Raw genomic sequence first — 25,061 nt, forward strand, 5'->3', positions numbered from 1 at the left:
GTGGACATGGAAATCGTCGTCGTCGGACGGCACACCGAGGTCCCGGCCCGGTTCCGCAGGCACGTCGAGGACAAGCTCGGCAAGGTCACGCAGCTCGCACCGTACGCGCAGCGCGTGGACGTCGAGGTCACGCACGAGCCCAACCCGAGGCAGGCCGCCTCGTCCGAGCGCATCGAGCTGACGGTGCGTGACCGCGGACCGGTGGTCCGCGCCGAGGCCAGCGCATCCGACGCCTACGCCGCGCTCGACGTGGCGACCACCAAGCTCCTCGAACGCCTGCGCCGCGCGCACGACCGCAAGAAGGACCGGTCGCACCGGCGCGAGGCGAAGGCGCTGCCCGTCCTCGAGCCCGACGGCCTGGTCACCGGGTCCACGGAGCCGGACCACGAGTCCCGCATCACGCCTCCCACCGAGCCGGACGTCGCGGTCGAGAGCCAGCTGGGCGACTCGCCCGTGATCGTGCGGCAGAAGGTCCACAAGACCTCACCGGTCACCGTCGAGGACGCCATCGACGAGATGGAGCTCGCCGGGCACCCCTTCTACCTCTTCATCGAGGCCGAGACGCGACAGCCCGCGGTGGTCTACCACCGGCACGGCTGGACGTACGGCGTGATCCGGCTGGACGCGCAGGCCGAGACGCGCGACTGAGGCGCCGCGGTCGACCGCCCGCCGCCACGTTGGTCCGGGGCCGGCACCCGCACGGGTGCCGGCCCCGCCGCGTGCCGGGTCGCTGGCCCTCCGGTGCGTCTCGGGGCGCTCCCGCCGCTGCAGGCAGGACCGCTGACCGCCTGGCGCCTGCCGGCGGCGGTGTCGGTGGTGGGTGGCACGATGCCCGCATGACCGCCGCCGGCCCGCCCGTCATGTCCCTGCCGCAGGCGCGCCGGGTCGCGGTCGCAGCGCAGCAGCTCACCGGCCGTCGGCACGCGCGGGTGACCCGCGCGAACCTCGCCCGGATGACCGAGCACGTTGGGGTGCTCCAGATCGACTCGGTGTCCGTGCTCGCGCGCGCCCACCTCCTGCCCGTCCTCGCGCGGCTGGGCCCCTACGACCTCGCGGTCCTGGACCGCGCGACCGCGCGCGCCCCGCGGCTGCTCGTCGAGGAGATCGCGCACGAGGCGGCCTACGTGCCGCCCGAGGTGTACGCGCTCCTCGCGCACCGGCGCGCCGCCCGGCGGGAGGGCTCGTGGGCGCTCTCGTTCGGGGCGGAGCGGGCGGACCTCCTGACGAGGATCCAGGCCGTGATCGGCGAGCGCGGCGCCCTCACGAGCCGCGAGGTCGAGCGCGTGCTCGAGAGCCCGGGCGGCCGCGCGGGCTGGTGGGAGTGGAGCGAGGTGAAGACCGCGCTGGAGCTGCTCGGCCGCCGCAGCCGCGGCCGCCTGAGGGCCCGACGCGCCGCACGCCGTCGTGCCCGACCCAGAACGGCCCGTGGCGACGAGCACGGCCCGCTGGGGACCGTTCTCGTCGCCACGGGCCGTTCTGGCCGGCCGCCGCAGCCGCGGCTGCCTGAGTGCCCGACGCGAGGCAGGCCGTCGTGCCCGACGGCGACGCCGCGCGGGTCGTGACCATCGTCCTGCCGCACACCGACCGGAGGTGGAATGCTGGCGCGGTGAGCACGAACCCGCTGCACGGCTGGGCGGCGCGTGAGGCTCTCGACGACGAGATGGACCTCGTGCGTCGCTCCGGCCTCGTGCTCCGCGTGGGCCGGATGAGCCTCGCGTCCGGGACCGGCAGCTACCGGGTGAAGTCCTCGATGGCGGCGGTCGCCGCGGCGCTCGGGATCGAGCGGCACCAGGCGCACGTCACCCTCACCGAGATCACGACGACGTCCCACCGCGGGCGCTCGTTCCGCACCGAGGTGACCGAGAGCCGCGACATCGGCGTCAACGCGGACCGGCTCACCAGGCTGCAGCTGCTCGTGTCCTCCCTCCGCGGCCGCTCGATCACCCCGGCGGAGCTCGAGGAGCGGCTCGACGAGATCGAACGACGTCGTCCGCTGTGGTCCCCCCTGCTGTCCGGGATGTGGGCCGGCATCGCGTGCGGCGCGTTCGCGTTCCTGCTCGGGGAGGGCTGGGCGGAGATGCTCGGCGCCGCCCTGGGCGCCTTCGCGGGCCAGGTGGTGCGCCGCCTGCTGCTCGCGCGCCGGTACAACCAGCTCGGCGTCACGATGCTCGCGGCGCTGACGGCCACCCTCGTCTTCCTCGGCGCCGTCACGCTGCTCACGCTCGCGGGGGTGGCCGCCGGCGGTCCGCAGTCGGGCTTCATCGCCTCGGTCCTGTTCCTCGTGCCCGGGTTCGCGATCGTCACGGCCGCGCTCGACCTCGCGCGCCTGGACCTGTCGGCGGGGCTCGCGCGACTGACCTACGCCGTCGTCATCGTGTGCTCGGCCGCGATCGTGATCTGGGCCGTCTCGCACACGTTCGGCGCGACGCCGAGCCCGCCGCCGGCCGTCACGGGCACCGTGCTCCTGCGGCTCGCGCAGCTCGCCGCGAGCTTCGTCGGCGTGCTGGGCTTCGCGCTCATGTTCAACTCCCCGGTCCGCACCGCGCTCGCCGCGGCCGCCGTCGGGGCGCTGCCCAACGTCGGGCGCATCGCGATGATCGAGGTGGGCGCGTCGGCGGCGGTGGCCGCCGCGGCGGCCGCGCTCGTCGTCGGCGTCGTCGCCGCCTACGTCGCGCCGACCCTGAAGATCCCCCGGATCACGGTCTCGGTGCCCGCCGTCGTGATCATGGTGCCGGGCTCGGCGACCTATCTCGCCGTCTCGGGGCTGGGCGACGGCGCGACGTCGCAGACCGTCGCCTACGCGGTGCAGGCCGTCGTGGTCGTGCTCGGCATCTCGGTCGGGCTCGCCGTCGCGCGCATGCTGACCGACCGCGAGTGGGCGTTCGAGCGCTGAGCCGAGCCGCGTCGGGACCGTACGCCCGCGGGGGCGCCTACGATGGACGGGCAGCGCGTCCGGGTTCCGGGCGCCCGTGGTGCTCGCACGAGCGCCGCCGCGACGACTCCGGGAGCACAGGGTGGCCATTCTCGACCGCATCCTCCGCATGGGCGAGGGACGCGTCCTCAAGAAGCTGCACGGCATCGCTGCGCAGGTGAACGCGCTCGAGGACGCCGTCAGCGACCTCACCGACGCCGAGCTGCGCGAGGAGACGGACGTCTTCAAGAAGCGCCACGCGGACGGTGAGTCGCTCGACTCGCTGCTGCCGGAGGCGTTCGCCGTCGCACGTGAGGCCGCCAAGCGCACCCTGGGTCAGCGTCCCTTCGACGTGCAGCTCATGGGTGGTGCCGCGCTGCACCTCGGCAACATCGCGGAGATGCGCACCGGTGAGGGCAAGACCATCACCGCGACGCTGCCCGCCTACCTCAACGCGCTGTCGGGCAAGGGCGTGCACGTCGTCACCGTGAACGACTACCTCGCGAGCTACCAGAGCGAGCTCATGGGCCGGGTCTACCGCTTCCTCGGGCTCACGTCCGGCGTCGTGCTCACGGGGCAGAAGCCCGAGGAGCGGCGCGCGATCTACGCGGCCGACATCACCTACGGCACGAACAACGAGCTGGGCTTCGACTACCTGCGCGACAACATGGCGTGGTCCACCAACGACCTCGTGCAGCGCGGGCACAACTTCGTCATCATCGACGAGGTCGACTCGATCCTCATCGACGAGGCGCGCACGCCGCTCATCATCTCCGGGCCCGCCTCGGGCGACGCGAACAAGTGGTACTCGGAGTTCGCGCGGGTCGTGCGCCGGATGGAGCGCGACGCCGACTACGAGGTCGACGAGAAGAAGCGCACCGTCGGCGTGCTCGAGCCCGGCATCGAGAAGGTCGAGGACCACCTCGGCATCGAGAACCTCTACGAGTCGCTCAACACCCCGCTGATCGGGTTCCTCAACAACGCCATCAAGGCCAAGGAGCTCTTCAAGCGCGACAAGGACTACGTCGTCCTCAAGGGCGAGGTGCTCATCGTCGACGAGCACACCGGGCGCGTCCTGGCCGGTCGGCGCTACAACGACGGCATGCACCAGGCCATCGAGGCCAAGGAGGGCGTGCCGATCAAGGCCGAGAACCAGACGCTCGCCACGATCACGCTGCAGAACTACTTCCGGCTCTACGACAAGATCTCCGGGATGACCGGTACCGCCCTCACCGAGGCGGCCGAGTTCCAGAGCACGTACACGATGGGCGTCGTCCCGATCCCGACCAACCGGCCGATGCAGCGCGTGGACAACAGCGACCTCGTGTTCGTGTCCGAGGACGCCAAGCTGCGCGCCGTGGTCGACGACATCGTCGAGCGGCACGCCGCGGGCCAGCCCGTGCTGGTCGGCACGACCTCGGTGGAGAAGTCCGAGGCCCTCTCGGTCCAGCTCAAGCGCCAGGGCGTGCCGCACGAGGTGCTCAACGCGAAGAACCACGCGCGTGAGGCCGCGATCATCGCGATGGCCGGTCGCAAGGGCGCCGTCACGGTCGCCACGAACATGGCCGGCCGCGGCACCGACATCATGCTCGGCGGCAACGCCGAGCACCTCGCGGTGGCCGAGCTGAGCAGCCGCGGGCTGAGCCCGATCGAGACCCCCGAGGAGTACGAGGCCGCCTGGCCCGAGGCGCTGCGCGAGGCGCAGGAGTCGGTGGCCGCCGAGCACGACGAGGTGGTCGAGCTGGGCGGGCTGTACGTGCTCGGCACCGAGCGGCACGAGTCCCGGCGCATCGACAACCAGCTCCGCGGCCGCTCCGGCCGACAGGGCGACCCGGGGGAGTCCCGGTTCTACCTGTCGATGCAGGACGACCTGATGCGCCTGTTCAACTCCGGCCTCGCCGAGCGGTTCATGAGCTCCTCCGCCTACCCCGAGGACCTGCCGCTGGAGTCGAAGATGGTCTCCAAGGGCATCGCGAGCGCGCAGAGCCAGGTGGAGGCGCGCAACTTCGAGATCCGCAAGAACGTGCTCAAGTACGACGACGTGCTGTCGCGTCAGCGCGAGGCGATCTACGGCACGCGGCACCGCGTGCTGGCCGGAGAGGACCTCGAGGACCAGGTCCGCTCCTTCATCACCACGGTGCTCACGGACGCCGTCACGAACGCCACCGCCGGTGAGCCGGAGTCCTGGGACCTCGAGGAGCTGTGGAACCTCCTGCGCCCGATCTACCCGATCTCCCTCACCGTCGAGGAGGTCGAGGAGGAGGCGGGCGGCAAGATCCGGCTCACTCGCGAGGTCCTGCTGCGGGAGATCCTGTCCGACGCCGAGCTCGCCTACGCCCGCCGCGAGGAGCAGCTCGGTTCGGACCTCATGCGCCAGCTCGAGCGCCGCGTGGTGCTCGCCGTGATGGACCGCAAGTGGCGCGAGCACCTCTACGAGATGGACTACCTCAAGGAGGGCATCGGCCTGCGCGCCATGGCGCAGCGTGACCCGCTGGTGGAGTACCAGCGCGAGGGCTACCAGATGTTCCTCGTGATGAACGAGGCGGTGCGTGAGGAGGTGGTCGGGTACCTCTTCAACTTCGAGGTGCCGCAGGCCGCGCCCGCCGAGGCCGCCACCGAGGGCGCGGAGGTCGCCGAGGTCGCGGCGGGCCAGCAGGCCGCCGACGCGCCCGTGCCCGCCGCGACGGACGACGGCGAGCCCGCCCCCGTCGACGACGTCGCCTCCGCGCAGGAACCGGAGCCCGACGGCGAGGAGTCCGGCGACGAGAACGTCGCCGAGGCCGAGCAGCGCCCGGCAGGGCGGACCGTGGAGGAGAACGCGCTCGACGCCGCGCTCGGCATCGCGGCGCCGCAGCGTCCCACCGGGCTGCAGTACTCCGCGCCCGACGAGGACGGCTCGGCGTTCGTGTCGACGGGCGCCGCGCGCCCCGGCGTCGCGCGGGCCGCTGCTGCGTCCGGGCGTCCGGGCGGTGCCGCGGGCGGCGGAGCCGGTGCTGCGGGTGCCGGTGCGGCATCGGGCGGCGCGGCGGGCGCCGGCAACAACCGCGAGGAGCGGCGGCGCGCCGCGAAGCAGGCCAAGAAGCGCCGCTGACCCGGCTCGTCGGCTCGTCAGCCGACGACGAGCGCGTCCACGCGCCAGCGGCCGCCGAACGGGGCGACGCGCAGGGCGACGGCCCGGACGCGGGTGCCGTCGTGCACGGCCGCGGACACCTCGTGGCTGCCCGACGGCGTGGCGCACGAGCGCAGGGCCACGAGGTGCGCGTGCACCCGCCGGGCCGGCCGTCCGTGCAGCCGCACCACGAGCCCCGCGCGCCGCACGATCGCGGCGTAGACCTCCTGCGCGTACCAGCGGCTCAGCTGCTGCGGCGGCCGCGACCCCACGAGGACCTCGGTCGTCGCGACGGCGAGCGCGCCCGCCCACCGCTCGACCTCGACCGGTGGCGGCACCGCGTCCGCGACGTCCGCGACGGCGGCCCGGGTCGACGCGCGCGCCCCGGTGCGCGCGCCCTCGCCCACGGGCGAGGCGGCACGCACCGCCGCCGTCGGCGTGGCCGCACCGGAGGAGCCGTCGACGGCGACCATGAGCGCCGGTGACGTCCGTGGCCGGGCGGTGCTCGCCGTCGCGGGCCGGGTGGTGGGCCGCGCCGGGGTGAGGGGCGAGCCGACGTCCGGGGCTCGCCGGCACATCGGGCAGTTCTCGGGCAGGGCGGCCATCGTCACTCCTCGGGGTGAGCGGGTTCCCGGAGCAGCTGCCCCGGGAAGATCAGGTCGGGGTCGTCGCCGACCACCTCGCGGTTGAGCTGCCACCACTCGCGCCACGCCGCGTCGGCCTCGGCGGCGCTCGCCGCGCCGTGCGTGACGGCGATCGACCAGAGGCTGTCGCCGGACTGGACCTCGTACCGGATCTCCGGCGTGGGGTCGACGGAGTCGGCGGTGGGCGGGGCTGATGGGACGGCGGTGGGTGCGCTGGTGGGCGCTGAGGCGAGCACTGAGGTGGGTGTGGGGGAGACGGCGGGCGGCGCCATCGGGACGACGGCCCGCGCTGAGTCTGCCGCGAGGCTCGCGGGCATGGCGGCGGGCGCCTTGGGTCGCTTGGTGACGGCGGGACCGGTGGTCGACGTGGACGTCGGCGCCGCGACCGGCGTCGGCAACGCCGAGGCGATCGCCGACGGCTCCGTCGCGGCCGTCGTGGGCGACCCGGTGGTCGGTGCCTCGCTGGTGGGCGACCCGGTGGTCGGCGCCTCGCTGGTGGGAGACTCGCTGGTGGGCGCCTCGCTGGTGGGCGTCGTGCCGGACCCCGCGGGAGGGGCGGTCGCGGCCGGCGCCGCGGAGGACGGCGCCGGGTCGGTGGCCGAGCCGGGGGGACCGGCGGACGCCGACGCGACGCTGGTCGGTCCGTGCGAGGGTGCCGCCGGTGCGCCGTATCCGAGGTCGGCGGGCAACGGGCCGGCCACCGCCGTCGCGGCGAGGGCCATCGCGGCGCCGCCCGCGCTCGCCCCGAGCACGATCCGCCGCACGAGGCGCGGAGCGAGCGCGAGGGCACGACCGCCTGCACGAGCGCCTGCACGAGCGTCGGGACGAGCGCCTGGCCGCGAGTCGGCACGGAAGGCCGGGGGGTTCTGGCGGCGGCCCGACAGCGCCAGCACCGCCGCAGCCACGAGCGCCGTGAGGGCGTACCAGGCGGCCGCGAGCGCGCCCGCGCCGCACACGACCCGGGTGACGAGGTCGGACAGTCGGACCGGCTCGAGCCCCGGCTGGCCGGCGACCGCCGTCAGCAGCACCGCGAGCACGCCGGTGCCCAGCCCGAGGGCGACCAGGCGCGCCACGGCCGTGCGGCGCGGGTTGCGGCGCGGTGTGTGGCGGTGGGAGAGCTCCATAGCACGTCCTCGGTGGTTAGAGGCGATATGACATGCCGAAATGCTGGCAGGGGCCGTGCGAGAGTGTCAAGGGATGTGGAAGCATGCCGGTGTGCGCTGGGAGGAGCTGTTCGCGGACCTGGAGCGGCAGGCCGAGGCCGAGCTCGCCGGCGAGCTCGATGCGGAGGTCGCCGACCTGGCCGTGGCCGAGGACTCGCAGGTCGAGCTCGCGGATCGGGTGCGTGCCCGCCTGGCCACTCCAGTCGTGCTGGGCGCGCGCGGCGGCGAACGGGTCGCGGGCGAGCTGCTGGACGCGGGGTCGACGTGGTTCCTGCTCGGTCAGGGCCGTCGGCGCGTCGTGGTGCCGTTGCACGCCGTCGAGTGGGTGGAGGCGCTCGCCCACGCGGCGCCCGAGCAGGGGCGCGCGGCGCGGCGGCTTGACCTCGGGCACGTGCTGCGTGCGCTCGCCGAGCTCGAGGGGGACGTCGCGGTGACGACGCGCGGACGCGTCGTGGTCGGTGAGCTCACGAAGGTCGGCCGCGACCACGTCGACGTGGTCGAACGGCCCGGCGGGTCACGCGTGACGATCCCGTTCCACGCGATCACGTCGGTGGCTGAGCGCTGACCTCCGCGCGCGCGGGCGAGCGTCCGGGCGAGCACGTGTGCGGGCGTCCAGGTGGCCGAGGCGGTGACGCCGAGTGGCGGCCTCCGCCCCGACGGGCGGGCTCAGTCGCGGCCAGCGCGGTGCGCGGCGGCGGCCTTCTCGCGCTCGATGTAGGCGTCGAGGTCGCGGCGCTCGATCCGCCAGATGCCGCGCCCGCCCACCTGGAACCCGGGGATGTCGCCCCGCTTGACGAGAGACCGGGCGGTGGGCACCGTGACGCCGAGAACCTGCGCGACGTCGGACAGCGCCAGCATGGGCTCGGGCTTGGAGTCGGCCATGGCGCAAGTGTGGCATCCCGACGTGGTTCGGCGCGATCTGACACCGGTTCTGTGGATATGTCGCCCTGAGGCCCTCGGACTGGCACGATGGCGCAGATCGAGGCGGGCCGTCCCCGGCGCACCGGCCGGGCGAGAGAGCGGGTGGCGATGAGCGTGGACGAGGCCTCCAGGTCCGGCGAGCTGCGGGGTCCGCGGGCCCCCACCGTGACGGTGCGCCCGTTCTGGCGCACCCCGCGGTTCGCGCTGGGGCTCGCGCTCGTGGCCGCCGCCGTCGCCCTGGGGAGCTGGGCCGTGGAACGCGCGAGCTCGGGCGAGCAGGCCTGGGTGGCCACGACCGACCTCGCGCCCGGGGACCGCCTCACCGCAGACGTCGTGACCGCGGTCCGGCTGAGCTGGGACGGCGCGAGCGGGACCTACCTCGCCGGTGACGCGCTGCCGCAGGACGGCGTGGTGACGAGCTTCGTCGGCGCCGGCGAGCTCGTGCCCTCCTCCGCGGTCGGCACGGCCGCGGACGTGACCGGTCGTCCGGTCCCGGTACCCGTTCCCGCCGGCGCGCAGGTCCGCCCGGGCGCGGTGGTCGACCTGTGGTCGGTGCCCGACGGCGACGACGGCGAGGCCACCGTGCTCGCCGAGGGCGTCACCGTGCTCGGGGTCGAGGAGGACAGCGGGCTCTTCCGCTCCGCGTCGGGCGAGGTGGCGCGCGTGCTGGTCCCGGCCGACGTGGTCGGAGCCGTGCTCCAGGCACAGGCCGACGGTGCCACGGTCACCCTCGTGGAGCACCCGGGTGGCTGAGCACGGCGTCCTGGTCTGGCTCCCGGGCCCGCACGAGCCCGATGTCGTCGCGGCGCTCGGTCAGGAGGACGGGCTCGTCGTCACGCGGCGCTGCGCCGACCTCGCGGAGCTGCTCGCGGCCGCAGCCGCGGGAGCCGGCCAGATCGCCGTGCTCGCCCTCGAGCGCGGCGTGGACCGCACCCGGATCGTCCCGCTCGCGCGCGGCGGGGTCCTCACCGTGCTCGTCGTCGGTCCGGAGGACCTGCACCGGGCCGGCGCCCTCGGCGCCGACGTCGTGGTGCCGGACGGGACCGACGTCGCCGCCTCGGTCGCGCGCGAGGTGCGCTCGCTGGTCGAGCGCACCGGCCTCGCGCCGGAGTCCTCGCCCTGGGCGTGGCGGCCGGGTGCCGACTGGGACGTCGACCCGGGCGGTGAGCGCGGTGGCGCCTCGGGGCACGACCACGACTCCGGGCAGGGGAGCGACTCCGATCGCGGCGGGGACGGGGCGACGCGTGGCGCGGCCGCGCCTCGCCGCGCGCCGCACCGGCCCGGCCGCGTCCTCGCGGTCTGGAGCGGGGCCGGAGCGCCCGGGCGCACGACGATCGCCGCCGGCCTGGCGGCGGAGCTCGTCCGGCTCGGGCAGCGCACCGCGCTCGTGGACGCGGACACCGTCGCGCCGGCGATGGCGCAGGTCCTCGGGGTGCTCGAGGAGACCGCAGGCCTGGCGGCGCTGTGCCGCGCCGCGGCCGACGGCACCCTCGACCCCGACACCCTGCGCCGTCGCGTGCGCACGATGCCCGACGGCGTCGCGTTCGTCTCGGGCCTCACGCGCGCCGACCGGTGGCGGGAGATCGCGCCCGAGGCGCTGGAGGTCGTGCTCGGCGCGCTGCGCTCGCGGACCGACTGGACCGTCGTCGACGTCGCGGCCGGACCCGAGGCCGCGCCCGTGCGCGGCGCCGACCGGCACGCGGCCACCCGAAGCGTGCTGAGTGTCGCGGACGTGCTGCTCGCCGTCGTGCCCGTGGACCCGGTGGGCGTCCGACGCGCGGTGCAGGCGCTCACGGACCTGCCCGAGCTCGACGCGCCCGGCGAGCTGCGGATCGTCGTCAACGCCACCCGGCCCGGACCGGCCCGCTCCGCGGACGCCGTCGCGGACGCCCTGGTCCGGTTCGTCGGCCGCGCGCCGTCCTGGAGCGTGCCGTACGACGACGCGGTCGGCGCCGCGCTGCTGGCCGGCGGCACGCTCGCGCAGCACGCCCCGCGGGCGCCCGCGCGCCGTGCGCTCGCGGGGATCGCCCGGGCGCTCGTCGCCGCCGGGACGACGCAGGCCGACGGCGAGCCCGCCCCGGTGGGCCGTCGGCGGGCGCCGTGGGGGCGCCGTCGGGTGTCGAGCGCGAGCCTGCGAGACTGAGCCCGTGCGCCTCTACCTGCCCGCGACCGCCGCCGACCTCGCCGACCCCGACGGCGTGCGCGCCGTCGCCTCCGCCGTCACCCCCGCGCTGCGTGCCGCGCTGTCGGAGGAGGACGAGGAGGGCCTGGAGCTGTCGGCGTTCCTCACCGCGGCCGACGCGTCCGTCCTGCGGGTGGCTCGGCTCGGCGCGCGGCCCCGGCGGGTGGTGCTCGCCGTCGAGGTCGACGACGTGCGCCCCGACGAGGCGGCTCCGGAGGAGCTGCGCGGGCTGCCCAGCGTGCTGGGGGTTGTGGCGGTGCCCTGGTCGCACGTCGTGGCGGTGCACGTCGACGACGCCGAGGCCGAGGAGCTCGTGGCTGCGGCGGTCGGCGGCGACGAGGAGGCGTTCGACGCGCTCGTGGAGATCGACCTGCTGTGGTTCGACCCGAGCGAGCTGGCGGACGTGCGGGCCGAGCTCGGCGTCGGCTGAGCTCGGCGCCGGGTGAGCCGCCGTCAGCCCCGCAGGCGCGCGAGCACCTCGGCGTGCAGCAGGCCGTTGGTGGCCAGTGCGTCCCCGCCGAACGGCCCGTCCACGCCGGCCAGCGACGTGAACCGCCCGCCCGCCTCCTGCACGATCGGCACGAGCGCGGCCATGTCGTGCAGCGCGAGCTCGGGCTCGGTCGCGACGTCGACCGAGCCCTCGGCCAGCAGCACGTAGGACCAGAAGTCGCCGAACGCGCGCGTGCGCCACACCGAGCCGAGCAGGTCGAGGAACACCGGCAGGAGGTCGCGGTCGCGCCAGCCGTCGAGGCTGGCGTACGACACGGACGCGTCGGCGAGGTCGGCGACGGCGGACACCGCCAGGCGCTGCGGCGCACCCCCGGCGACGCTGCGCCACGCGCCGGACCCGTGCGCCGCCCACCAGCGGCGCCCCAGTGCCGGTGCGCTGACGACCCCGACCCGGGCCACGCCGTCGTCGACGAGCGCGACGAGGCTCGCCCAGACCGGCACGCCACGGACGAAGTTCTTGGTGCCGTCGATCGGGTCGATCACCCACTGGCGCCCGGTCCGGGCGACCTCGCCGCCGTACTCCTCCCCGAGCAGCGAGTCGGCCGGGCGGGCGACGGCGAGGTGCTCGCGCGCGATCCGCTCGGCCGCCGTGTCGGCGTCGGAGACGGGCGTCGCGTCCGGCTTGGCCTCGACGCGCAGGTCGAGCGCGCCGAAGCGGGCCGACGTGAGGGCGTCGAGCGCGTCCGCGACCTCGAGCGCGAGCGCGAGGTCGCCGTCGTAGGCGCCGGCCGGCGCGGCGGTGGGCGCTGCGCTGCCGCCCGGGGCGCCGGGCTGCGTCGCGCCCGCGGCCGTCCGTGTCGCTCCTGCGTCCGGCGAGGCGTCCGGCGTGGCGTCGGTCGGGCTGGTCATGCGGTTCCCTCGGGTCGTCGGGCGGGCTCGTCCTCGCCGAGCCGGGAGGACAGCAGGCGGCGCAGCGACTCCACGCGTGCTGCGAGGCGGGGGTCGGCCGGACGGGCGAGCGCGACGTCCAGCGCGCACCCCGGCGCCCCGGCCAGGTGGGTGCACCCGCGGGGGCACGCCGTCGTGATCTCGGCGAGGTCGGGGAAGGCGGCGATGACGTCGGCGACGTCGACGTGACCCAGGCCCAGCGAGCGCACGCCCGGGGTGTCGATGACCCAGCCGCCGCCGGGGAGCGCGAGGGCGACGGCGGAGGTCGAGGTGTGCCGTCCGCGCCCGGTCACCGCGTTGACGTGGCCGACGGCGCGCTGCGCGTGCGGGACGAGGGCGTTGACGAGCGTGGACTTGCCGACGCCCGAGTGCCCCATGAGCACCGAGATCCGGCCCGCGAGGAGCTCGCGCAGGCCGCCCTCGCCGTCGAGCCCGACGATCTGCGACTCGGTGCGCTGCGTCACGACGGCGGGCACGTCGAGGGGGTCGTAGCCGGCGAGGAACGGCTCGGCCGGGGCGAGGTCGGACTTGGTGAGGCACAGGAGGGTGTCCATCCCGGCGTCGAAGGCTGCCACGAGGCAGCGGTCGACCATGCGTGTGCGGGGCTCGGGGTCGGCGAGCGCGGTCACCACGACGAGCTGGTCGGCGTTGGCGACCAGGGCGCGCTCCACCCCGCCGGTGTCCTCGGACGAGCGGCGCAGCAGCGTCTCGCGCTCGGCCACCGACACGATGCGCGCGAGCGTGTCCCGGGCCCCGGAGAGGTCCCCGACCAGCCGGACGCGGTCGCCCACGACGACGCCGCCGCGACCGAGCTCGCGTGCCGTGACGGCGATGACGGCGCGCCCCTCGGCCAGCACGTCGTAGCGGCCCCGGTTCACGCCCGTGACGAAGCCCTCGACGGCGCCGGCGTAGGCGGGCCGCTGCTTGGTCCGCGGACGGCTGCCGCCCCGGCGGGGTCGGACCCGGACGTCGGACTCGTCGAGGTCGGTGCCGCGCGACCTCACCGGCGCCTCACGCGGGGCTCGCGGGGCTCACGGGACTCGCAGGGCCCGGCGTGTCCACCGGGTCGGCGGGGTCCGTCCCGCCCTCGTCAGCCACCTGGGCGTCGGCGACGGACGTCAGCATGCGGTCCCACATGCCCGGGAAGTCCGGCAGCGTCTTCGCGGTCGTCGCGACGTCGACGACGCGCACGTCGGGCACGGCGAGCCCGACGACGGCGCCGAAGGTGGCCATCCGGTGGTCGTGGTAGCTCTCCACCGCGGCGCCGTGCAGGCGACCCGGCTCGATCTCGATGCCGTCCGGCAGCTCGCGCGCCACGCCGCCCAGCCGCGTGATCTCGGCGACCAGCGCGGCCAGGCGGTCGGTCTCGTGCCCGCGCAGGTGCGCGATCCCGGTCAGGCGCGACGGCGAGGACGCCACGGTCGCGAGCGCTGCGATGGTCGGGGCGAGCTCGCCCGCCGCGGACAGGTCGTGGTCGATGCCGCGGACCTGTCCGGTACCGCGCACGACGAGCGCGTCGCCGTCGTGGTGCACCTGCGCGCCCATCGCGGTGAGGATGTCCGGCAGGAGGCCGCCGGGCTGCGTCGTGCGGGTCGGCCAGTGCGGCACGGTCACGCTTCCGCCGGCCACGAGCGCGGCCGCGAGGAACGGCGCGGCGTTGGACAGGTCCGGCTCGACGACCACCTCGCCGCCCGCGACCGGACCCGGCTCGACGCGCCAGCGGGCGGGACCCACCGCCTGCGCGTCCACCCCGAGCTGGCGCAGCACGGCGAGCGTCATCTCGATGTGCGGCAGGCTCGGCACCCGCTCGCCGACGTGGCGCAGGTCCAGACCGTGGTGGAACCGTGGGGCCACGAGCAGCAGCGCCGAGACGAACTGGCTCGACGCGGAGGCGTCGATCTCGAGCTCGCCGCCGAGGACGTGGCCGGTGCCGCGCACCGTGAAGGGGAGCGTGCTGAGCTCGGCTTCGGCGTCGGCGTCGGCGTCGGCCTCGGGCTCGGTGTCGGTCTGGCCGGCTCCTGCCCGCTCGACGGCGACGCCGAGCGCCCGCAGGCCGTCGATGACGCCCGACATGGGGCGTTCGCGGGCGCGGGGGTCGCCGTCGAACGTCACGGGTCCGTCCGCGAGCGCGGCGAGCGGCGGGACGAACCGCATGACGGTCCCCGCGAGCCCGCAGTCCACCGCGCCACCGCCGACCAGGGGGCCGGGGGTGACGGTGACGTCGCCGTCGTCGGCGACCTCGACCCGGGCACCGAGCGTGCGCAGCGCCTGGATCATGAGCGCCGAGTCCCGCGAGTGCAGGGGTGCGACCAGGTGCGTCGGCTCCTGGGCGAGCGCCGCGAGCAGGAGGTAGCGGTTGGTCAGCGACTTCGAGCCGGGAACGGGCACGACGGCGTCGACGGGCCTCGTCGCGAGGGGGGCGGGCCAGGCGGTGGTCACCCCGCCAGGGTAGTCAGGAGCCGACGGCGGCGCGGACGTCCTTGCGGACCTTGTGCACGGTGCCCTCGACGCCGGCCGCGACCTGGGAGGTCGCCGCGTCCACCGACTTCTCCAGCGCCCGCGCACGCTTGCGGAGCTCCTTCTCGACCTTGCTCTCGGCGCGGCTGACCGAGCGCTCGACCTCGCCGACCTTGTGCTCGACCGTGCGCCTGGCCTTCGACCCGGCCTTCCTGGTGGCCTTCTTCGTGGCCTTGGCGCCGCGCGTCGAGGCGGCGTTCACGCGCCACGCGATCGACGGCTTGCCCTCGGTGTCGGAGGCCGCCAGGAGCAGGCCGCCCAGCACGGCGCCGTCCTGCAGCAGTCCTGCGAGGTGCTCCTTGCGCTGGTCGGCCGGGACGGCCCAGACCGGGTGGTTGGCCACCATCGTCGGTACCTGCAGCACTGCGAGCACGGTGGCGGCGACCCGCGGGGCGACGCCGAGCCCGAGGAGCACGCCCGCGCCGATCTTCACGACGCCGATCCCGCGCACGAGCAGGGCCGCGTCGGCCGGCACGTACGGCACCTTGGTGGCCAGCGACTCCAGCTGCTCGTCCGCGCCGGGGAGGTTCTCGATCTCGGCGACCGGTCTCCGCAGCGCGCGCAGTCCGTCCGCGACGAACACGGCGGCGAGCAGGGGGCGGGCGACGCGGCGCAGGATCATGCCTCATGCCTACCACCGCGCGCGCGTCGTCGTCACCCCCGCCCGGGTGAGCGACCCGGTCCGGTGCCGTCCTGGGAATGCCGGACGTCGGCGGGGCGTTCTCCCCGACGTGACAGCAGCACTGACCGCACCGGCGTCCCCGGACGCGCTCGCCGTAGGCTGGTGGGTGATGAGCACACCTGAGGACGCGGTCACCAAGCCGCGCGAGGGCGCGAACCCCTCACCCGCCGTCGAGGCGCCCGCCGCAGACGCGCCCGCGCCCGCCGTCGAGGCGTCTGACGCGCCCGCCGTCGACGCGCAGGACGGGGCGGCCGAGGAGGTCGACGTCCGGGAGACCGAGACCGAGGCCGAGCGCACCGCCCGGTTCGAGGAGGGCGCTCTGCCGCTGCTGGACCAGCTATACAGTGCGGCGCTGCGGATGACCCGCAACCCTGCCGACGCCGAGGACCTCGTGCAGGAGGCCTACGCCAAGGCGTACGGCTCGTTCCAGCAGTTCCGCCCGGGCACGAACCTCAAGGCCTGGCTGTACCGGATCCTCACCAACACGTACATCAACTCCTACCGCAAGAAGCAGCGCGAGCCGCTCCAGTCCGACTCCGGCGACGTGGAGGACTGGGAGATCGCGCGTGCGGCGTCGCACTCCTCCGCGGGACTGCGCTCGGCCGAGGTCGAGGCGCTGGACCGGCTGGGGGACAGCGTGGTGCGCGACGCGCTCGCCGAGCTCTCGGACGACTTCCGCCTCGTGGTGTACCTCGCCGACGTCGAGGGCTTCGCGTACAAGGAGATCGCCGAGATCATGGGCACGCCGATCGGGACCGTGATGTCGCGCCTGCACCGGGGCCGTGCGCAGCTGCGCGCGCTGCTGGCCGACCACGCGCGCGAGCTCGGGATGAAGGTGCCGTCATGACCGCCGAGCCGACCGGCGCGCCGCGCGAGCCGCGTGCCGAGGCCGACGAGCGCGAGGTCTCGCAGGAGTGCCGCGCCGCCCTCGAGCACCTCGCGGAGCTGCTCGACCACGCGATGGCCGACTCCGACGCCGACGTGCTGCGTGCCCACATCGAGGCGTGCGACCCGTGCACCGAGGCCGCCGACGCCGAGGAGCACGTGCGTGCCCTCATCCGCCGCGCGTGCGTGGAGAAGGCGCCCTCGCAGCTGCGCGTGCGGATCGTCTCCCAGCTGGTGGTGCGAACCAGCCGCTGATCGTGTGGGACGATGGGGGGTCCCCACGAACGACGATGCGAGGAGCACCCATGAGCAAGCGCGGTCGCAAGCGCAAGTCTCGTCGCGGGAACGCCGCCAACCACGGCAAGCGTCCCAACGCCTGACAGCAGGATCACCGACGGCCACCTCCGGGTGGCCGTTCGTGTCTCTGCGTGCGGCAACCCCGCCCGGTCGACCTCCGCGCGACTCGTCGACCCCTCGACCGCCGCGCGTGCCCGGCCGGGTGTCAGGGGCCGGGCGCCCGGACACGCACCGAGCAGCGGTCTGCGGCGCGTAGCGTGACGGGCATGCGAGCCGCCGTCGTCACCGCCTTCTCACCCACCGATCCCGCCGCCGGCGTCGAGGTCGTCGACCTCGAGCCGGCCGAGCCCCCCGCGGGCTGGGTGCGCGTCCGCGTCGAGGCGGCCTCGCTCAACCACCACGACGTCTGGTCCGCCAAGGGCGTGGGCCTGCGCGCCGAGCAGCTCCCGATGGTGCTGGGCACGGACGCGACCGGCCTGCTCGACGACGGCACCCCGGTTCTCGTGCACGGCGTGATCTCCGACCCGGACTGGCGCGGCGACGAGACCCTGGACCCGCGTCGCTCGCTGCTCTCCGAGCGCCACCCGGGCACGCTCGCGGAGGAGGTCTGGGTGCCGGCAGGGAACGTCGTCGCGCGTCCGGACGAGCTCGGCCCGCAGGACGCCGCGTGCCTGCCTACGGCCTACCTCACCGCCTACCGCCTGCTGTTCACCGCAGCCGACCTGAGGCCGGGGCAGACGGTGCTGGTCCAGGGCGCGGGCGGGGGCGTGGCCACCGCGGCGGTGCTCCTCGCACGGGCCGCCGGCCTGCGGGTGTGGGTGACCAGCCGCGACGAGGCGCGCGGCGCGCGCGCCGTCGCGCTCGGCGCCCACGCGGCGTTCGGCTCGGGGGAGCGGCTGCCGGAGCAGGTGGACGCCGTGGTCGAGACGGTCGGCGCGGCGACCTGGGCCCACTCGCTGCGCGCGCTGCGTCCCGGGGGAGTCATCGCCGTCGCCGGCGCCACCACGGGCGGCGACGCCGACGCCGACCTCAACCGGGTCTTCTTCCGCGGCCTGCGCGTGGTCGGGTCCACGATGGGCACGCGCACCGAGCTGACCCGCCTCGTCCAGCTCCTCGTGACCACCGGGGTGCGCCCGGTCGTCGACCGCGTGGTCGACCTCGACGGCGTCCCGGACGCCCTGCGCGACCTCGCCGACGGCCGGGGGTACGGGAAGATGGTCGTGCTGCCGGGCACCCAGCCCGCCTGATCCCGGAGGTCACCGTGCCCACCCAGAGCTGGATCGTGCCCGCCGCCCTCACCACCGAGATCGGCCCCGTGCCGCAGGTGCGCGTGCAGCTCGTGGGCGGAGCCGTCCGGGTGACCGGACGCGCCGAGCCGGGCGTGCACCTGGCGGTGAGCGACGTCGTCGGCTCACCCGTCGAGGTGACCGCGGACGACGCCGAGCTCACCGTCGTCACGACGAGCGCGGGCTGGGAGGGCTGGCTCAAGCGCCTCGGCAGCCACCGCAGCGCCGACGCCGCCCAGGTCACGCTCGCCGTCGGGCCTGGTGCACGCGTGCGCATCGGCACGGTCGGCGCGAGCGTGGAGGTGAGCGACGTCGTCGCCGACGTGCAGCTCGCGAGCGCCTCCGGCGCCCTGACGGCCGCGCGCACCACCGGCTCGCTCACGGTGCGCTCGGTGTCGGGCGCCCTGACCGTCACCGAGCAGGACGGGCCGCTGCGCGCACAGACCGTCTCGGGGGTCTGCGACCTCGCGGGTGACGTCGGCCGCGTCGACGTCGCCTCGGTGAGCGGGCGCGTGCACCTCGTCACGACGCGCGCGAGCAGCGCCGTGCGCGTGCAGACCGTCTCGGGCGACGTCGCCGTCGCGGTCCCGCCGGGCTCCGGCGTCGTGCTCACGGCGCGCACCGTGAGCGGCGCGGTGTCGCTCGACGGCGTGGACCGGCGCACCTCGACGCTTCCGCTCTCCGTGGTGGTGGACGAGCGGGGCGACGGCGACGCCGCGTTCGTCGAGATCGTCACCGTGACCGGCGCCGTGGCGGTGACCCGCGGCGACGGGATGCCCGACGAGGGTGCGGCCGACGGTGCGACCGAGGGCGCGACCGAGCACGGGTCGCGCGAGGCGTCGCACGGCAACGGACCGGACGCGACGTCGGGCGCGGTCACCCCCGACGAGCCGGGACCTGCCTCCGCCTGAGCGTCAGGCCGGCTCGGGCACGCCGAGCCAGGCGTGCCAGCCGTGGTGCAGCACGAGCCACGCGAGCAGCCCGTGCCCGGCCTGCGCGGGGTGGATGCCGTCGCCGGCGGCGAGGTCGGCGAGCCACTGCTCGTGCGCCGCGAGCGGGGCGTAGGTCTCGACGTACGGCACCCGGCGCCGGTCGCACACGTCGCCGAAGGCGGTGGAGAGCTCGGCCAGCGCGTCGGGATCGAGGTCCTGCCGCGGCGGAGGCCCGACGACGAGCGTCGGCAGGTGCACCGACGACGTCGCGTCGAGCACGTTCGCGAGATTGAGCCGGCTGCGGGCGAGCGAGATCCCCGCGGTGAGGTCGTGCGCGCCGAGGCCGATGACGACGAAGCTGCGCTCGGGTGAGGTCACGCGCAGCGACAGCTCGCGCTCCCAGCGGGCGCCGAGCGCGGTGGTCGTCTCGCCCGGCACCGGCAGCGTGATCGCGAGGACGGAGTCGGCCGGGTCGGCGGTCTGGGAGCGCGCGAGGACACGGCCGACCCAACCGAGGGCGCGTGGGTCGCCGAAGCCGGCCACGAGCTCGTCCCCGAGCACGACGACGCGGCGGGCGGTGCTGACGAGATCCGGCACGGTGGGACTCCCTGTCCAGGCGGCGCGGCACGCCCGAGGGCGTGCGATGGCCGTCCCATCGTGCCACCGCGGGAGCACCGGGGAGTCACGGGTGACTACGCCGGGTCGTTCCACGCGTGGTGCGAGCGCGGCGCCGGGCGGGTGCCGTACCCGTCGCGAGTCACCTCACGGTGCAGGCCGACGGCGAGCAGCGCCACGAGCAGCGCGGTGAGCAGGAGCACGGGAGCAATGATCAGGGTCATGGCAGAGATCCTGCTCTCGCGCGAATCCTGCCACGAGTGGCGGAACGGACCACCTTCGATGGAAATCCGCCACGGTCGGTGGCACAGTGGCCGGATGGTGCTGCACACCGTCCGCGCGATCGTCCTGCCCGACGTCGCGCCCTTCGAGCTCGGCATCGCCGCCGAGGTGTTCGGTATCGACCGGCGCGACACGGGCGGCCCGGTGTTCGACTTCGCCGTCGTCACCCCCGAGCCGGGCCGCGTGCCCACCCGAGCCGGGTTCGACCTCGTGATCGAGCGCGGCCTCGAGGACGCGGCCGACGCCGACGTGCTCGTGGTGACCCCGCTGCGCGTCGACGCCGAGGCGCCTGCGGCGATGCTCGAGGCGTTGCGGGCCGCGCACGAGCGGGGAGCCTGGGTGGTGAGCCTGTGCAGCGGCGCCTTCGCGCTCGCGCAGGCCGGGCTGCTGGACGGGCGCCGCGCGACGACGCACTGGATGCACGCCGCCGCGCTCGCGGAGCGCTACCCCGCCGTCACCGTCGACCCGGGCGTCCTGTACGTCCAGGAGGGGCGCCTCCTCACCTCGGCGGGCACCGCGGCGGGCATCGACGCGTGCCTGCACCTCGTGCGCACGGAGTTCGGCGCCGAGCAGGCGATGAACGTCGCGCGCCGGATGGTCGTGCCTCCGCACCGGGACGGCGGCCAGGCCCAGTTCGTCGACGCGCCGATGCCCGAGTGCGCGGACGACTCGCTCAGCGGCGTCCTGGACTGGGCCGCCGCCCACCCGCGAGAGGACCTGTCCGTGCGTGCGCTCGCCCACGCGGCGCTCACCTCGGAGCGCACGTTCGCGCGCCGGTTCCGCGCCGTGACCGGCACGACGCCGGCCGCCTGCTGCGCCAGCACTTCGCCCGGACGCTCGGCACGTCGCCGCGCGCCTACCGCGAGCGTTTCCGCGCCGCCTGAGCCGAGCGGATCGAGGCGCCCGACGGCGCACCTGGCCTGTGCGACCACGCTCGCCCGCGCGTCCCACGCCACGCCCGAGGACGACGAAGCGCCCGACGGCGGGCTCGCCGTCGGGCGCTTCGTCACGTCGGGAGCGGCGCCGGGGTGGTGCAGCGCGCTCAGCGCGCGAACGCCTCCCGGACGATGTCCTCGGCCTCGGCCTTGCTCACCTTGGCCGACCCCGTGGACGGAGCCGCGGAGGAGGGCCGCGAGACGCGACGCACGGGCACGCCGTCGAGCTTGCGCGCCGTGATCCCGGCGAGGTAGGGCCACGCGCCCTGGTTCGCCGGCTCGTCCTGCACCCAGAGCAGCTCGGCGCCCTCGTAGGGCGCGAGCGCCGCGCGGAACTCGCGCTCGGGCAGCGGGTAGAGCTGCTCGAGCCGCACGATGGCGGTGCGCTCGTCCGCACCGTGCTCGCCCTTGGTGCGGGCGGCCAGCAGGTCGTAGTAGACGCGGCCCGAGCACAGCAGCACGCGGTCGACGTTGCTCGGGTCCACCGTGTCGCCGATCACGCCCTGGAACGTGCCCGTGGTGAAGTCCTCGACGCCCGAGGTCGCCGCCCGCAGCCGGAGCAGCTGCTTGGGCGTGAAGACGACCAGGGGCGTGCGCGGGCGGTCGTACGCCTGGCGGCGCAGCAGGTGGAAGTAGTTCGCGGGCGTCGAGGGCTGCGCGACCGTCATGTTGTGCTCGGCGCACAGCTGCAGGAACCGCTCGATGCGGGCCGAGGAGTGGTCCGGGCCCTGGTGCTCGTAGCCGTGCGGCAGCAGCAGCACCACCGAGCTGCGCTGACCCCACTTCTGCTCCGAGGCCGAGATGAACTCGTCCACGATGGTCTGGGCGCCGTTGACGAAGTCGCCGAACTGGGCCTCCCAGAGGACCAGCGCGTCCGGCCGCTCCACGGAGTAGCCGTACTCGAAGCCGAGGGCGGCGAACTCCGAGAGCGAGGAGTCGTAGACCCAGAACTTGGCCTGGTCCTGCGAGAGATAGCTCAGCGGCGTCCACTCGGCACCCGAGCGGTGGTCGTGCAGCACGGCGTGGCGCTGGACGAACGTGCCCCGGCGCGAGTCCTGGCCCGCGAGCCGGACCGGCGTGCCCTCCAGGACCAGCGACCCGAACGCGATGAGCTCGCCGAAGCCCCAGTCGATGCCACCCTCGCGCGAGGCGACCGCGCGCCGCTCGAGCAGCTGGGCCAGCTTGGGGTGCACCGAGAAGCCCTCGGGCGGGGCGAGGTGGGCGTCGCCGATGCGGGCGAGCACGGACGCGGGCACCGCGGTCTGCCAGCCGACCATCGTCCCGGCGTCCTCGCGCTGGGACTCCGGGCGCTCGAGGCCGGAGTGGTGCTCGCCGGTGGTCCGAGCGTCGTCCTTCGTCTCGCGGAACGCCCGCTCGAGCTCGGCCTGGTAGTCGGCCAGCGCGTGCTCGGCCTCCTCGCTCGAGAGGTCCCCGCGACCGATCAGCGCCTGCGTGTACAGCGTGCGCACGCTCTGCTTGCCCTCGATGAGGGAGTACATGACGGGCTGCGTCATTGACGGGTCGTCGCCCTCGTTGTGCCCGCGACGGCGGTAGCAGACGACGTCGATCACGACGTCCTTGTGGAACTCCTCGCGGAAGTCGAACGCGAGCTGCGCCACCCGGGCCACGGCCTCGGGGTCGTCCCCGTTGACGTGGAAGACGGGGATCTGCAGGCCCTTGGCGACGTCCGTGGGGTACAGCGTCGAGCGCGAGCTCGACGCCCCGGTGGTGAAGCCGACCTGGTTGTTCACGATGACGTGCACGGTGCCGCCGGTGCGGTAGCCGCGCAGCTGGCTGAGGTTGAGCGTCTCCACGACGACGCCCTGGCCCGCGAAGGCCGAGTCGCCGTGGATGAGCACGGGGAGCCAGGAGAAGCCGTCGCCGCCGAGGTCGAGCCGGTCCTGCTTGGCCCGCACGATGCCCTCGAGCACGGCGTTGACGGCCTCGAGGTGGGAGGGGTTGGCCGCGAGGTAGACCTGTGCGGTCGAGCCGGACGGCGAGGTGTAGTGGCCGACGGTGCCGAGGTGGTACTTCACGTCGCCCGAGCCCTGGACGGTCTTGGGGTCGACGTTGCCCTCGAACTCGTTGAAGATCTGCGCGTAGGACTTCCCGGCGATGTTGGCGAGCACGTTGAGGCGGCCGCGGTGGGCCATCCCGATGCCGACGCCCTCGAGCCCCGAGTCGGCCGCGGACCCGATGAGCACGTCGAGGAGCGGGATCAGCGACTCCCCGCCCTCGAGGGAGAACCGCTTCTGGCCGACGTACTTGGTCTGCAGGAAGGTCTCGAACGCCTCGGCCTGGTTGAGCTTGTGGATGATCCGGCGCACCGTCTCCCGGGAGGGTTTGGTGTAGCCCGCCTCGAGCCGCTCCTGCAGCCAGCGGCGCTGCCGCGGGTCGTGCAGGTGCATGTACTCCGAGCCGACCGTGCGGCAGTAGGCGTCCCGCAGCCGGGACAGGATGTCGCGCAGCGTCGCCTGCGGCGTGCCGCCGAACCCGCCGGTGGGGAACGTGCGGTCCAGGTCCCACAGGCTCAGGGCGTGGTTGGCCACGTCGAGGTCGGGGTGGCGACGCTGGCGGTAGGCCAGCGGGTCGGTGTCGGCCATGAGGTGGCCGCGCGAGCGGTAGGAGTGGATGAGCTCGGCGATCCGTGCGGGCTTGCCGAGCGCCGTCGTGGGGTCCTCGACGATGTCGGTGCGCCAGCGCACCGGCTCGTATGGGATCCGCAGCGCCGCGAACACGCGGTCGTAGAAGCCGTCCTCGCCGATCAGCTTGGTGTGGATGATCCGCAGGAAGTCGCCGCTCTGGGCGCCCTGGATGATCCGGTGGTCGTACGTCGAGGTGATCGTGAGGACCTTGGAGATGCCGAGGTTGGCGAGCGTGTCCGGAGACGCGCCCTGGAACTCGGCGGGGTAGTCCATCGCGCCGACGCCGATGATCGTGCCCTGGCCCTGCATGAGGCGCGGCACCGAGTGCACCGTGCCGATCGTGCCGGGGTTGGTGAGCGAGATCGTGGTGCCGGCGAAGTCGTCGGCGGTGAGCTTGCCGCCCCGGGCGCGGCGCACGAGCGTCTCGTACGTGGCCCAGAACTCGCCGAAGTCCATGCCCTCGGCGCCCTTGATCGAGGGCACGAGGAGCTGGCGGGTGCCGTCCGGCTTGGCGAGGTCGATCGCCAGGCCGAGGTTGACGTGCTCGGGACGCTCGACGGCGGGCTTGCCGTTGACCTCGCGGTAACCCGCGTTCATCTCCGGCATCTCGGCGAGGGCCTCGACGACCGCGAAGCCGATGAGGTGGGTGAAGGACACCTTGCCGCCGCGGGTGCGGGCGAGGTGGTTGTTCACGACGATGCGGTTGTCCACGAGCAGCTTGGCCGGGATCGCGCGCACGCTCGTCGCGGTCGGGACGGACAGCGAGGTCTCCATGTTGACCACGACGCGAGCGGCCGGGCCCTTGAGGGGAGTCACGCCGGCGGCCTGGCCGGCCGTCTCGCGCTGCTCGGCCGTGAGCTCCGCGGCGTAGGCGGCCGTGGGCGGCTGCGGCACGGCCGGGGGGAGGTCGGCGCGCACGTGCGACTCGGTGGCGAGCTCGCCGCGCGGGTCGGTGTGCGGCGACGTGGCGCGCGCGGCAGGCGGCGCCGACTGGGCCGTCTTGGCCGCCTGTGCTGACGGCGCTGCCTGCTGCCGGGCGGGGCCCTCCGGGGCCTCGGGGCGCGGGGCGGGTGCCGGTGCGGCGGGTGCGGCCTTCGGGGGCGTCGCCGCCGCGCGGGCGGCCTGCCCGTTCGCGCTCGACCCGTTCGACGTCGGCGCGGGCCGTGCGGCCGGCGGGGCGGTGGGGGCCTCGGTCGCGGCGGGAGCCGCGCCGGGGGCGGCGGTTTCGCTGGGTGCGGCGGGCGCGCTCGACGGCGCGGGGCCGGCGGCGGCCGAGCCCCCCGTGGGCGTCGCACCGTTGCCCTGCGCCTCGAAGAAGGCTCGCCACTCACGGGTGACGGACGCCGGGTCCGCCTGCCACTCGAGTCGCATCTCGTCGATGAGCCACTCGTTCGCCCCGAACGTCTCCGTCAGGGAGGTGGACCTGGCACTGGTTTCCGACACGCTGCTCACTCCGTCGTCCTCGTCTGTCCGAGCGGTCCCAGCCTAGGCCCTTGTACCCAGGTCGGCGAACGGCGCGGCACCCCGAAATGGCCACTGATCAGCGCAAACGTCCCCACGCGGCCATCGGTTGACCAAACCCCGATCATGTGGACGCCCGGGGGCGGCAAAGCCACCGCGCCGCGGTACCGCAGCGCGGACGCGCCGCGGACGCCGC

Annotated in this window: 23 protein-coding genes and 1 pseudogene; 14 read left to right on the top strand and 10 right to left on the bottom strand. The window is 75.0% G+C overall.

All coding sequences use genetic code 11. The features are described 5' to 3' along the window. Positions 1 to 6 precede the first annotated feature (6 nt). The 4 genes from hpf to secA all read left to right on the top strand — a co-directional run bounded on the left by hpf (position 7) and on the right by secA (position 6,002). Entirely contained in the window at positions 7 to 648 is a 642-nt protein-coding gene (hpf, locus tag FH969_RS05175; RefSeq protein WP_139986371.1) for a ribosome hibernation-promoting factor, HPF/YfiA family, read from the top strand. A gap of 188 nt (positions 649 to 836) precedes the next feature. Continuing rightward, positions 837 to 1,562, top strand: coding sequence for a winged helix DNA-binding domain-containing protein (locus FH969_RS05180; RefSeq protein ID WP_139986372.1), 726 nt, complete (start codon positions 837 to 839; stop codon positions 1,560 to 1,562). Then, complete coding sequence (locus FH969_RS05185; RefSeq protein ID WP_246071719.1) at positions 1,508 to 2,893, top strand: threonine/serine exporter family protein; 1,386 nt, start codon at positions 1,508 to 1,510, stop codon at positions 2,891 to 2,893. The genes FH969_RS05180 and FH969_RS05185 overlap by 55 nt, the downstream gene beginning before the upstream one ends. A gap of 148 nt (positions 2,894 to 3,041) precedes the next feature. Further along, positions 3,042 to 6,002: a preprotein translocase subunit SecA gene (gene secA, locus FH969_RS05190; RefSeq protein WP_246071720.1), complete on the top strand. Its 2,961-nt coding sequence runs from the start codon at positions 3,042 to 3,044 to the stop codon at positions 6,000 to 6,002. A gap of 17 nt (positions 6,003 to 6,019) precedes the next feature. On the opposite strand, the gene FH969_RS05195 is transcribed toward secA, so the two are convergent. Further along, positions 6,020 to 6,625 (bottom strand): Rv3235 family protein, encoded by a 606-nt coding sequence (locus FH969_RS05195; protein WP_139986374.1) that lies wholly within the window; start codon positions 6,623 to 6,625, stop codon positions 6,020 to 6,022. A gap of 2 nt (positions 6,626 to 6,627) precedes the next feature. After that, on the bottom strand, positions 6,628 to 7,788 hold the full coding sequence (locus tag FH969_RS05200; protein WP_139986375.1) for a LysM peptidoglycan-binding domain-containing protein: 1,161 nt from the start codon (positions 7,786 to 7,788) through the stop codon (positions 6,628 to 6,630). Positions 7,789 to 7,861: 73 nt separating this feature from the next. Between FH969_RS05200 and FH969_RS05205 the strand changes: the two genes are divergently transcribed. Then, positions 7,862 to 8,392, top strand: a complete 531-nt coding sequence (locus FH969_RS05205) for a hypothetical protein (protein WP_139986376.1) — start codon at positions 7,862 to 7,864, stop codon at positions 8,390 to 8,392. A 101-nt stretch (positions 8,393 to 8,493) separates the two neighbouring features. Here FH969_RS05205 and FH969_RS05210 read toward each other — a convergent pair whose 3' ends face one another. Continuing rightward, positions 8,494 to 8,709 carry a helix-turn-helix domain-containing protein gene (locus FH969_RS05210; RefSeq protein ID WP_234417753.1) on the bottom strand — a complete coding sequence of 72 codons (216 nt, stop codon included), beginning with the start codon at positions 8,707 to 8,709 and terminating at the stop codon, positions 8,494 to 8,496. 147 nt (positions 8,710 to 8,856) lie between these two features. Between FH969_RS05210 and FH969_RS05215 the strand changes: the two genes are divergently transcribed. Genes FH969_RS05215 through FH969_RS05225 form a run of 3 tightly spaced genes read left to right on the top strand, consistent with a single transcriptional unit; the run spans position 8,857 to position 11,360 of the window. Beyond that, the gene (locus FH969_RS05215) at positions 8,857 to 9,501 is read left to right on the top strand and encodes a CpaB family protein (protein ID WP_139986377.1); all 645 of its coding nucleotides are present in this window, start codon (positions 8,857 to 8,859) and stop codon (positions 9,499 to 9,501) included. Beyond that, positions 9,494 to 10,891, top strand: a complete 1,398-nt coding sequence (locus FH969_RS05220; RefSeq protein WP_180359675.1) for a CpaE/TadZ family protein — start codon at positions 9,494 to 9,496, stop codon at positions 10,889 to 10,891. Before FH969_RS05215 ends, FH969_RS05220 begins: the two co-directional genes overlap by 8 nt. Positions 10,892 to 10,895: 4 nt before the next feature. Then, positions 10,896 to 11,360, top strand: a complete 465-nt coding sequence (locus FH969_RS05225; protein WP_108717925.1) for a DUF6912 family protein — start codon at positions 10,896 to 10,898, stop codon at positions 11,358 to 11,360. 23 nt (positions 11,361 to 11,383) lie between these two features. On the opposite strand, the gene FH969_RS05230 is transcribed toward FH969_RS05225, so the two are convergent. The 4 genes from FH969_RS05230 to FH969_RS05245 are packed head-to-tail and all read right to left on the bottom strand — an operon-like array spanning position 11,384 to position 15,467. Beyond that, positions 11,384 to 12,289, bottom strand: a complete 906-nt coding sequence (locus FH969_RS05230; protein WP_139986379.1) for an inositol monophosphatase family protein — start codon at positions 12,287 to 12,289, stop codon at positions 11,384 to 11,386. Beyond that, positions 12,286 to 13,332 (bottom strand): ribosome small subunit-dependent GTPase A, encoded by a 1,047-nt coding sequence (rsgA, locus tag FH969_RS05235; RefSeq protein WP_108717923.1) that lies wholly within the window; start codon positions 13,330 to 13,332, stop codon positions 12,286 to 12,288. The genes FH969_RS05230 and rsgA overlap by 4 nt, the downstream gene beginning before the upstream one ends. Positions 13,333 to 13,339: 7 nt before the next feature. Beyond that, a complete protein-coding gene (gene aroA / locus FH969_RS05240) occupies positions 13,340 to 14,767 on the bottom strand; it encodes a 3-phosphoshikimate 1-carboxyvinyltransferase (RefSeq protein WP_139986380.1) in 1,428 nt (475 codons plus the stop codon). A gap of 13 nt (positions 14,768 to 14,780) precedes the next feature. After that, a complete protein-coding gene (locus tag FH969_RS05245; protein WP_139986381.1) occupies positions 14,781 to 15,467 on the bottom strand; it encodes a DoxX family protein in 687 nt (228 codons plus the stop codon). Positions 15,468 to 15,636: 169 nt separating this feature from the next. Between FH969_RS05245 and FH969_RS05250 the strand changes: the two genes are divergently transcribed. From FH969_RS05250 to FH969_RS05265, 5 genes are all read left to right on the top strand, one after another. Then, complete coding sequence (locus FH969_RS05250; protein ID WP_139986382.1) at positions 15,637 to 16,374, top strand: sigma-70 family RNA polymerase sigma factor; 738 nt, start codon at positions 15,637 to 15,639, stop codon at positions 16,372 to 16,374. Continuing rightward, on the top strand, positions 16,371 to 16,667 hold the full coding sequence (gene rsrA, locus FH969_RS05255) for a mycothiol system anti-sigma-R factor (protein WP_139986383.1): 297 nt from the start codon (positions 16,371 to 16,373) through the stop codon (positions 16,665 to 16,667). Before FH969_RS05250 ends, rsrA begins: the two co-directional genes overlap by 4 nt. Positions 16,668 to 16,717: 50 nt before the next feature. Beyond that, the gene (locus FH969_RS16130; protein ID WP_370445345.1) at positions 16,718 to 16,792 is read left to right on the top strand and encodes a 50S ribosomal protein bL37; all 75 of its coding nucleotides are present in this window, start codon (positions 16,718 to 16,720) and stop codon (positions 16,790 to 16,792) included. 183 nt (positions 16,793 to 16,975) lie between these two features. Beyond that, on the top strand, positions 16,976 to 17,956 hold the full coding sequence (locus tag FH969_RS05260) for a zinc-binding dehydrogenase (protein ID WP_139986384.1): 981 nt from the start codon (positions 16,976 to 16,978) through the stop codon (positions 17,954 to 17,956). Between the two features lie 14 nt (positions 17,957 to 17,970). Then, entirely contained in the window at positions 17,971 to 18,906 is a 936-nt protein-coding gene (locus tag FH969_RS05265) for a DUF4097 family beta strand repeat-containing protein (protein WP_139986385.1), read from the top strand. Positions 18,907 to 18,909: 3 nt separating this feature from the next. Here the strand turns inward: FH969_RS05265 and FH969_RS05270 are convergent, their stop codons facing one another. Further along, the gene (locus tag FH969_RS05270; RefSeq protein WP_108717917.1) at positions 18,910 to 19,524 is read right to left on the bottom strand and encodes a GDSL-type esterase/lipase family protein; all 615 of its coding nucleotides are present in this window, start codon (positions 19,522 to 19,524) and stop codon (positions 18,910 to 18,912) included. A gap of 95 nt (positions 19,525 to 19,619) precedes the next feature. After that, positions 19,620 to 19,766: a hypothetical protein gene (locus FH969_RS15155; RefSeq protein ID WP_180359674.1), complete on the bottom strand. Its 147-nt coding sequence runs from the start codon at positions 19,764 to 19,766 to the stop codon at positions 19,620 to 19,622. 97 nt (positions 19,767 to 19,863) lie between these two features. Between FH969_RS15155 and FH969_RS16135 the strand changes: the two are divergent. Then, positions 19,864 to 20,708: pseudogene (locus tag FH969_RS16135) on the top strand (GlxA family transcriptional regulator). A gap of 158 nt (positions 20,709 to 20,866) precedes the next feature. On the opposite strand, the gene FH969_RS05280 reads toward FH969_RS16135, so the two are convergent. Next, positions 20,867 to 24,856: a multifunctional oxoglutarate decarboxylase/oxoglutarate dehydrogenase thiamine pyrophosphate-binding subunit/dihydrolipoyllysine-residue succinyltransferase subunit gene (locus FH969_RS05280; RefSeq protein ID WP_281285335.1), complete on the bottom strand. Its 3,990-nt coding sequence runs from the start codon at positions 24,854 to 24,856 to the stop codon at positions 20,867 to 20,869. Between the last annotated feature and the right edge of the window lie 205 nt (positions 24,857 to 25,061).

It is taken from the genome of Miniimonas arenae (assembly GCF_006351005.1).
Classification (GTDB): Bacteria; Actinomycetota; Actinomycetes; order Actinomycetales; family Beutenbergiaceae; genus Miniimonas; species Miniimonas arenae.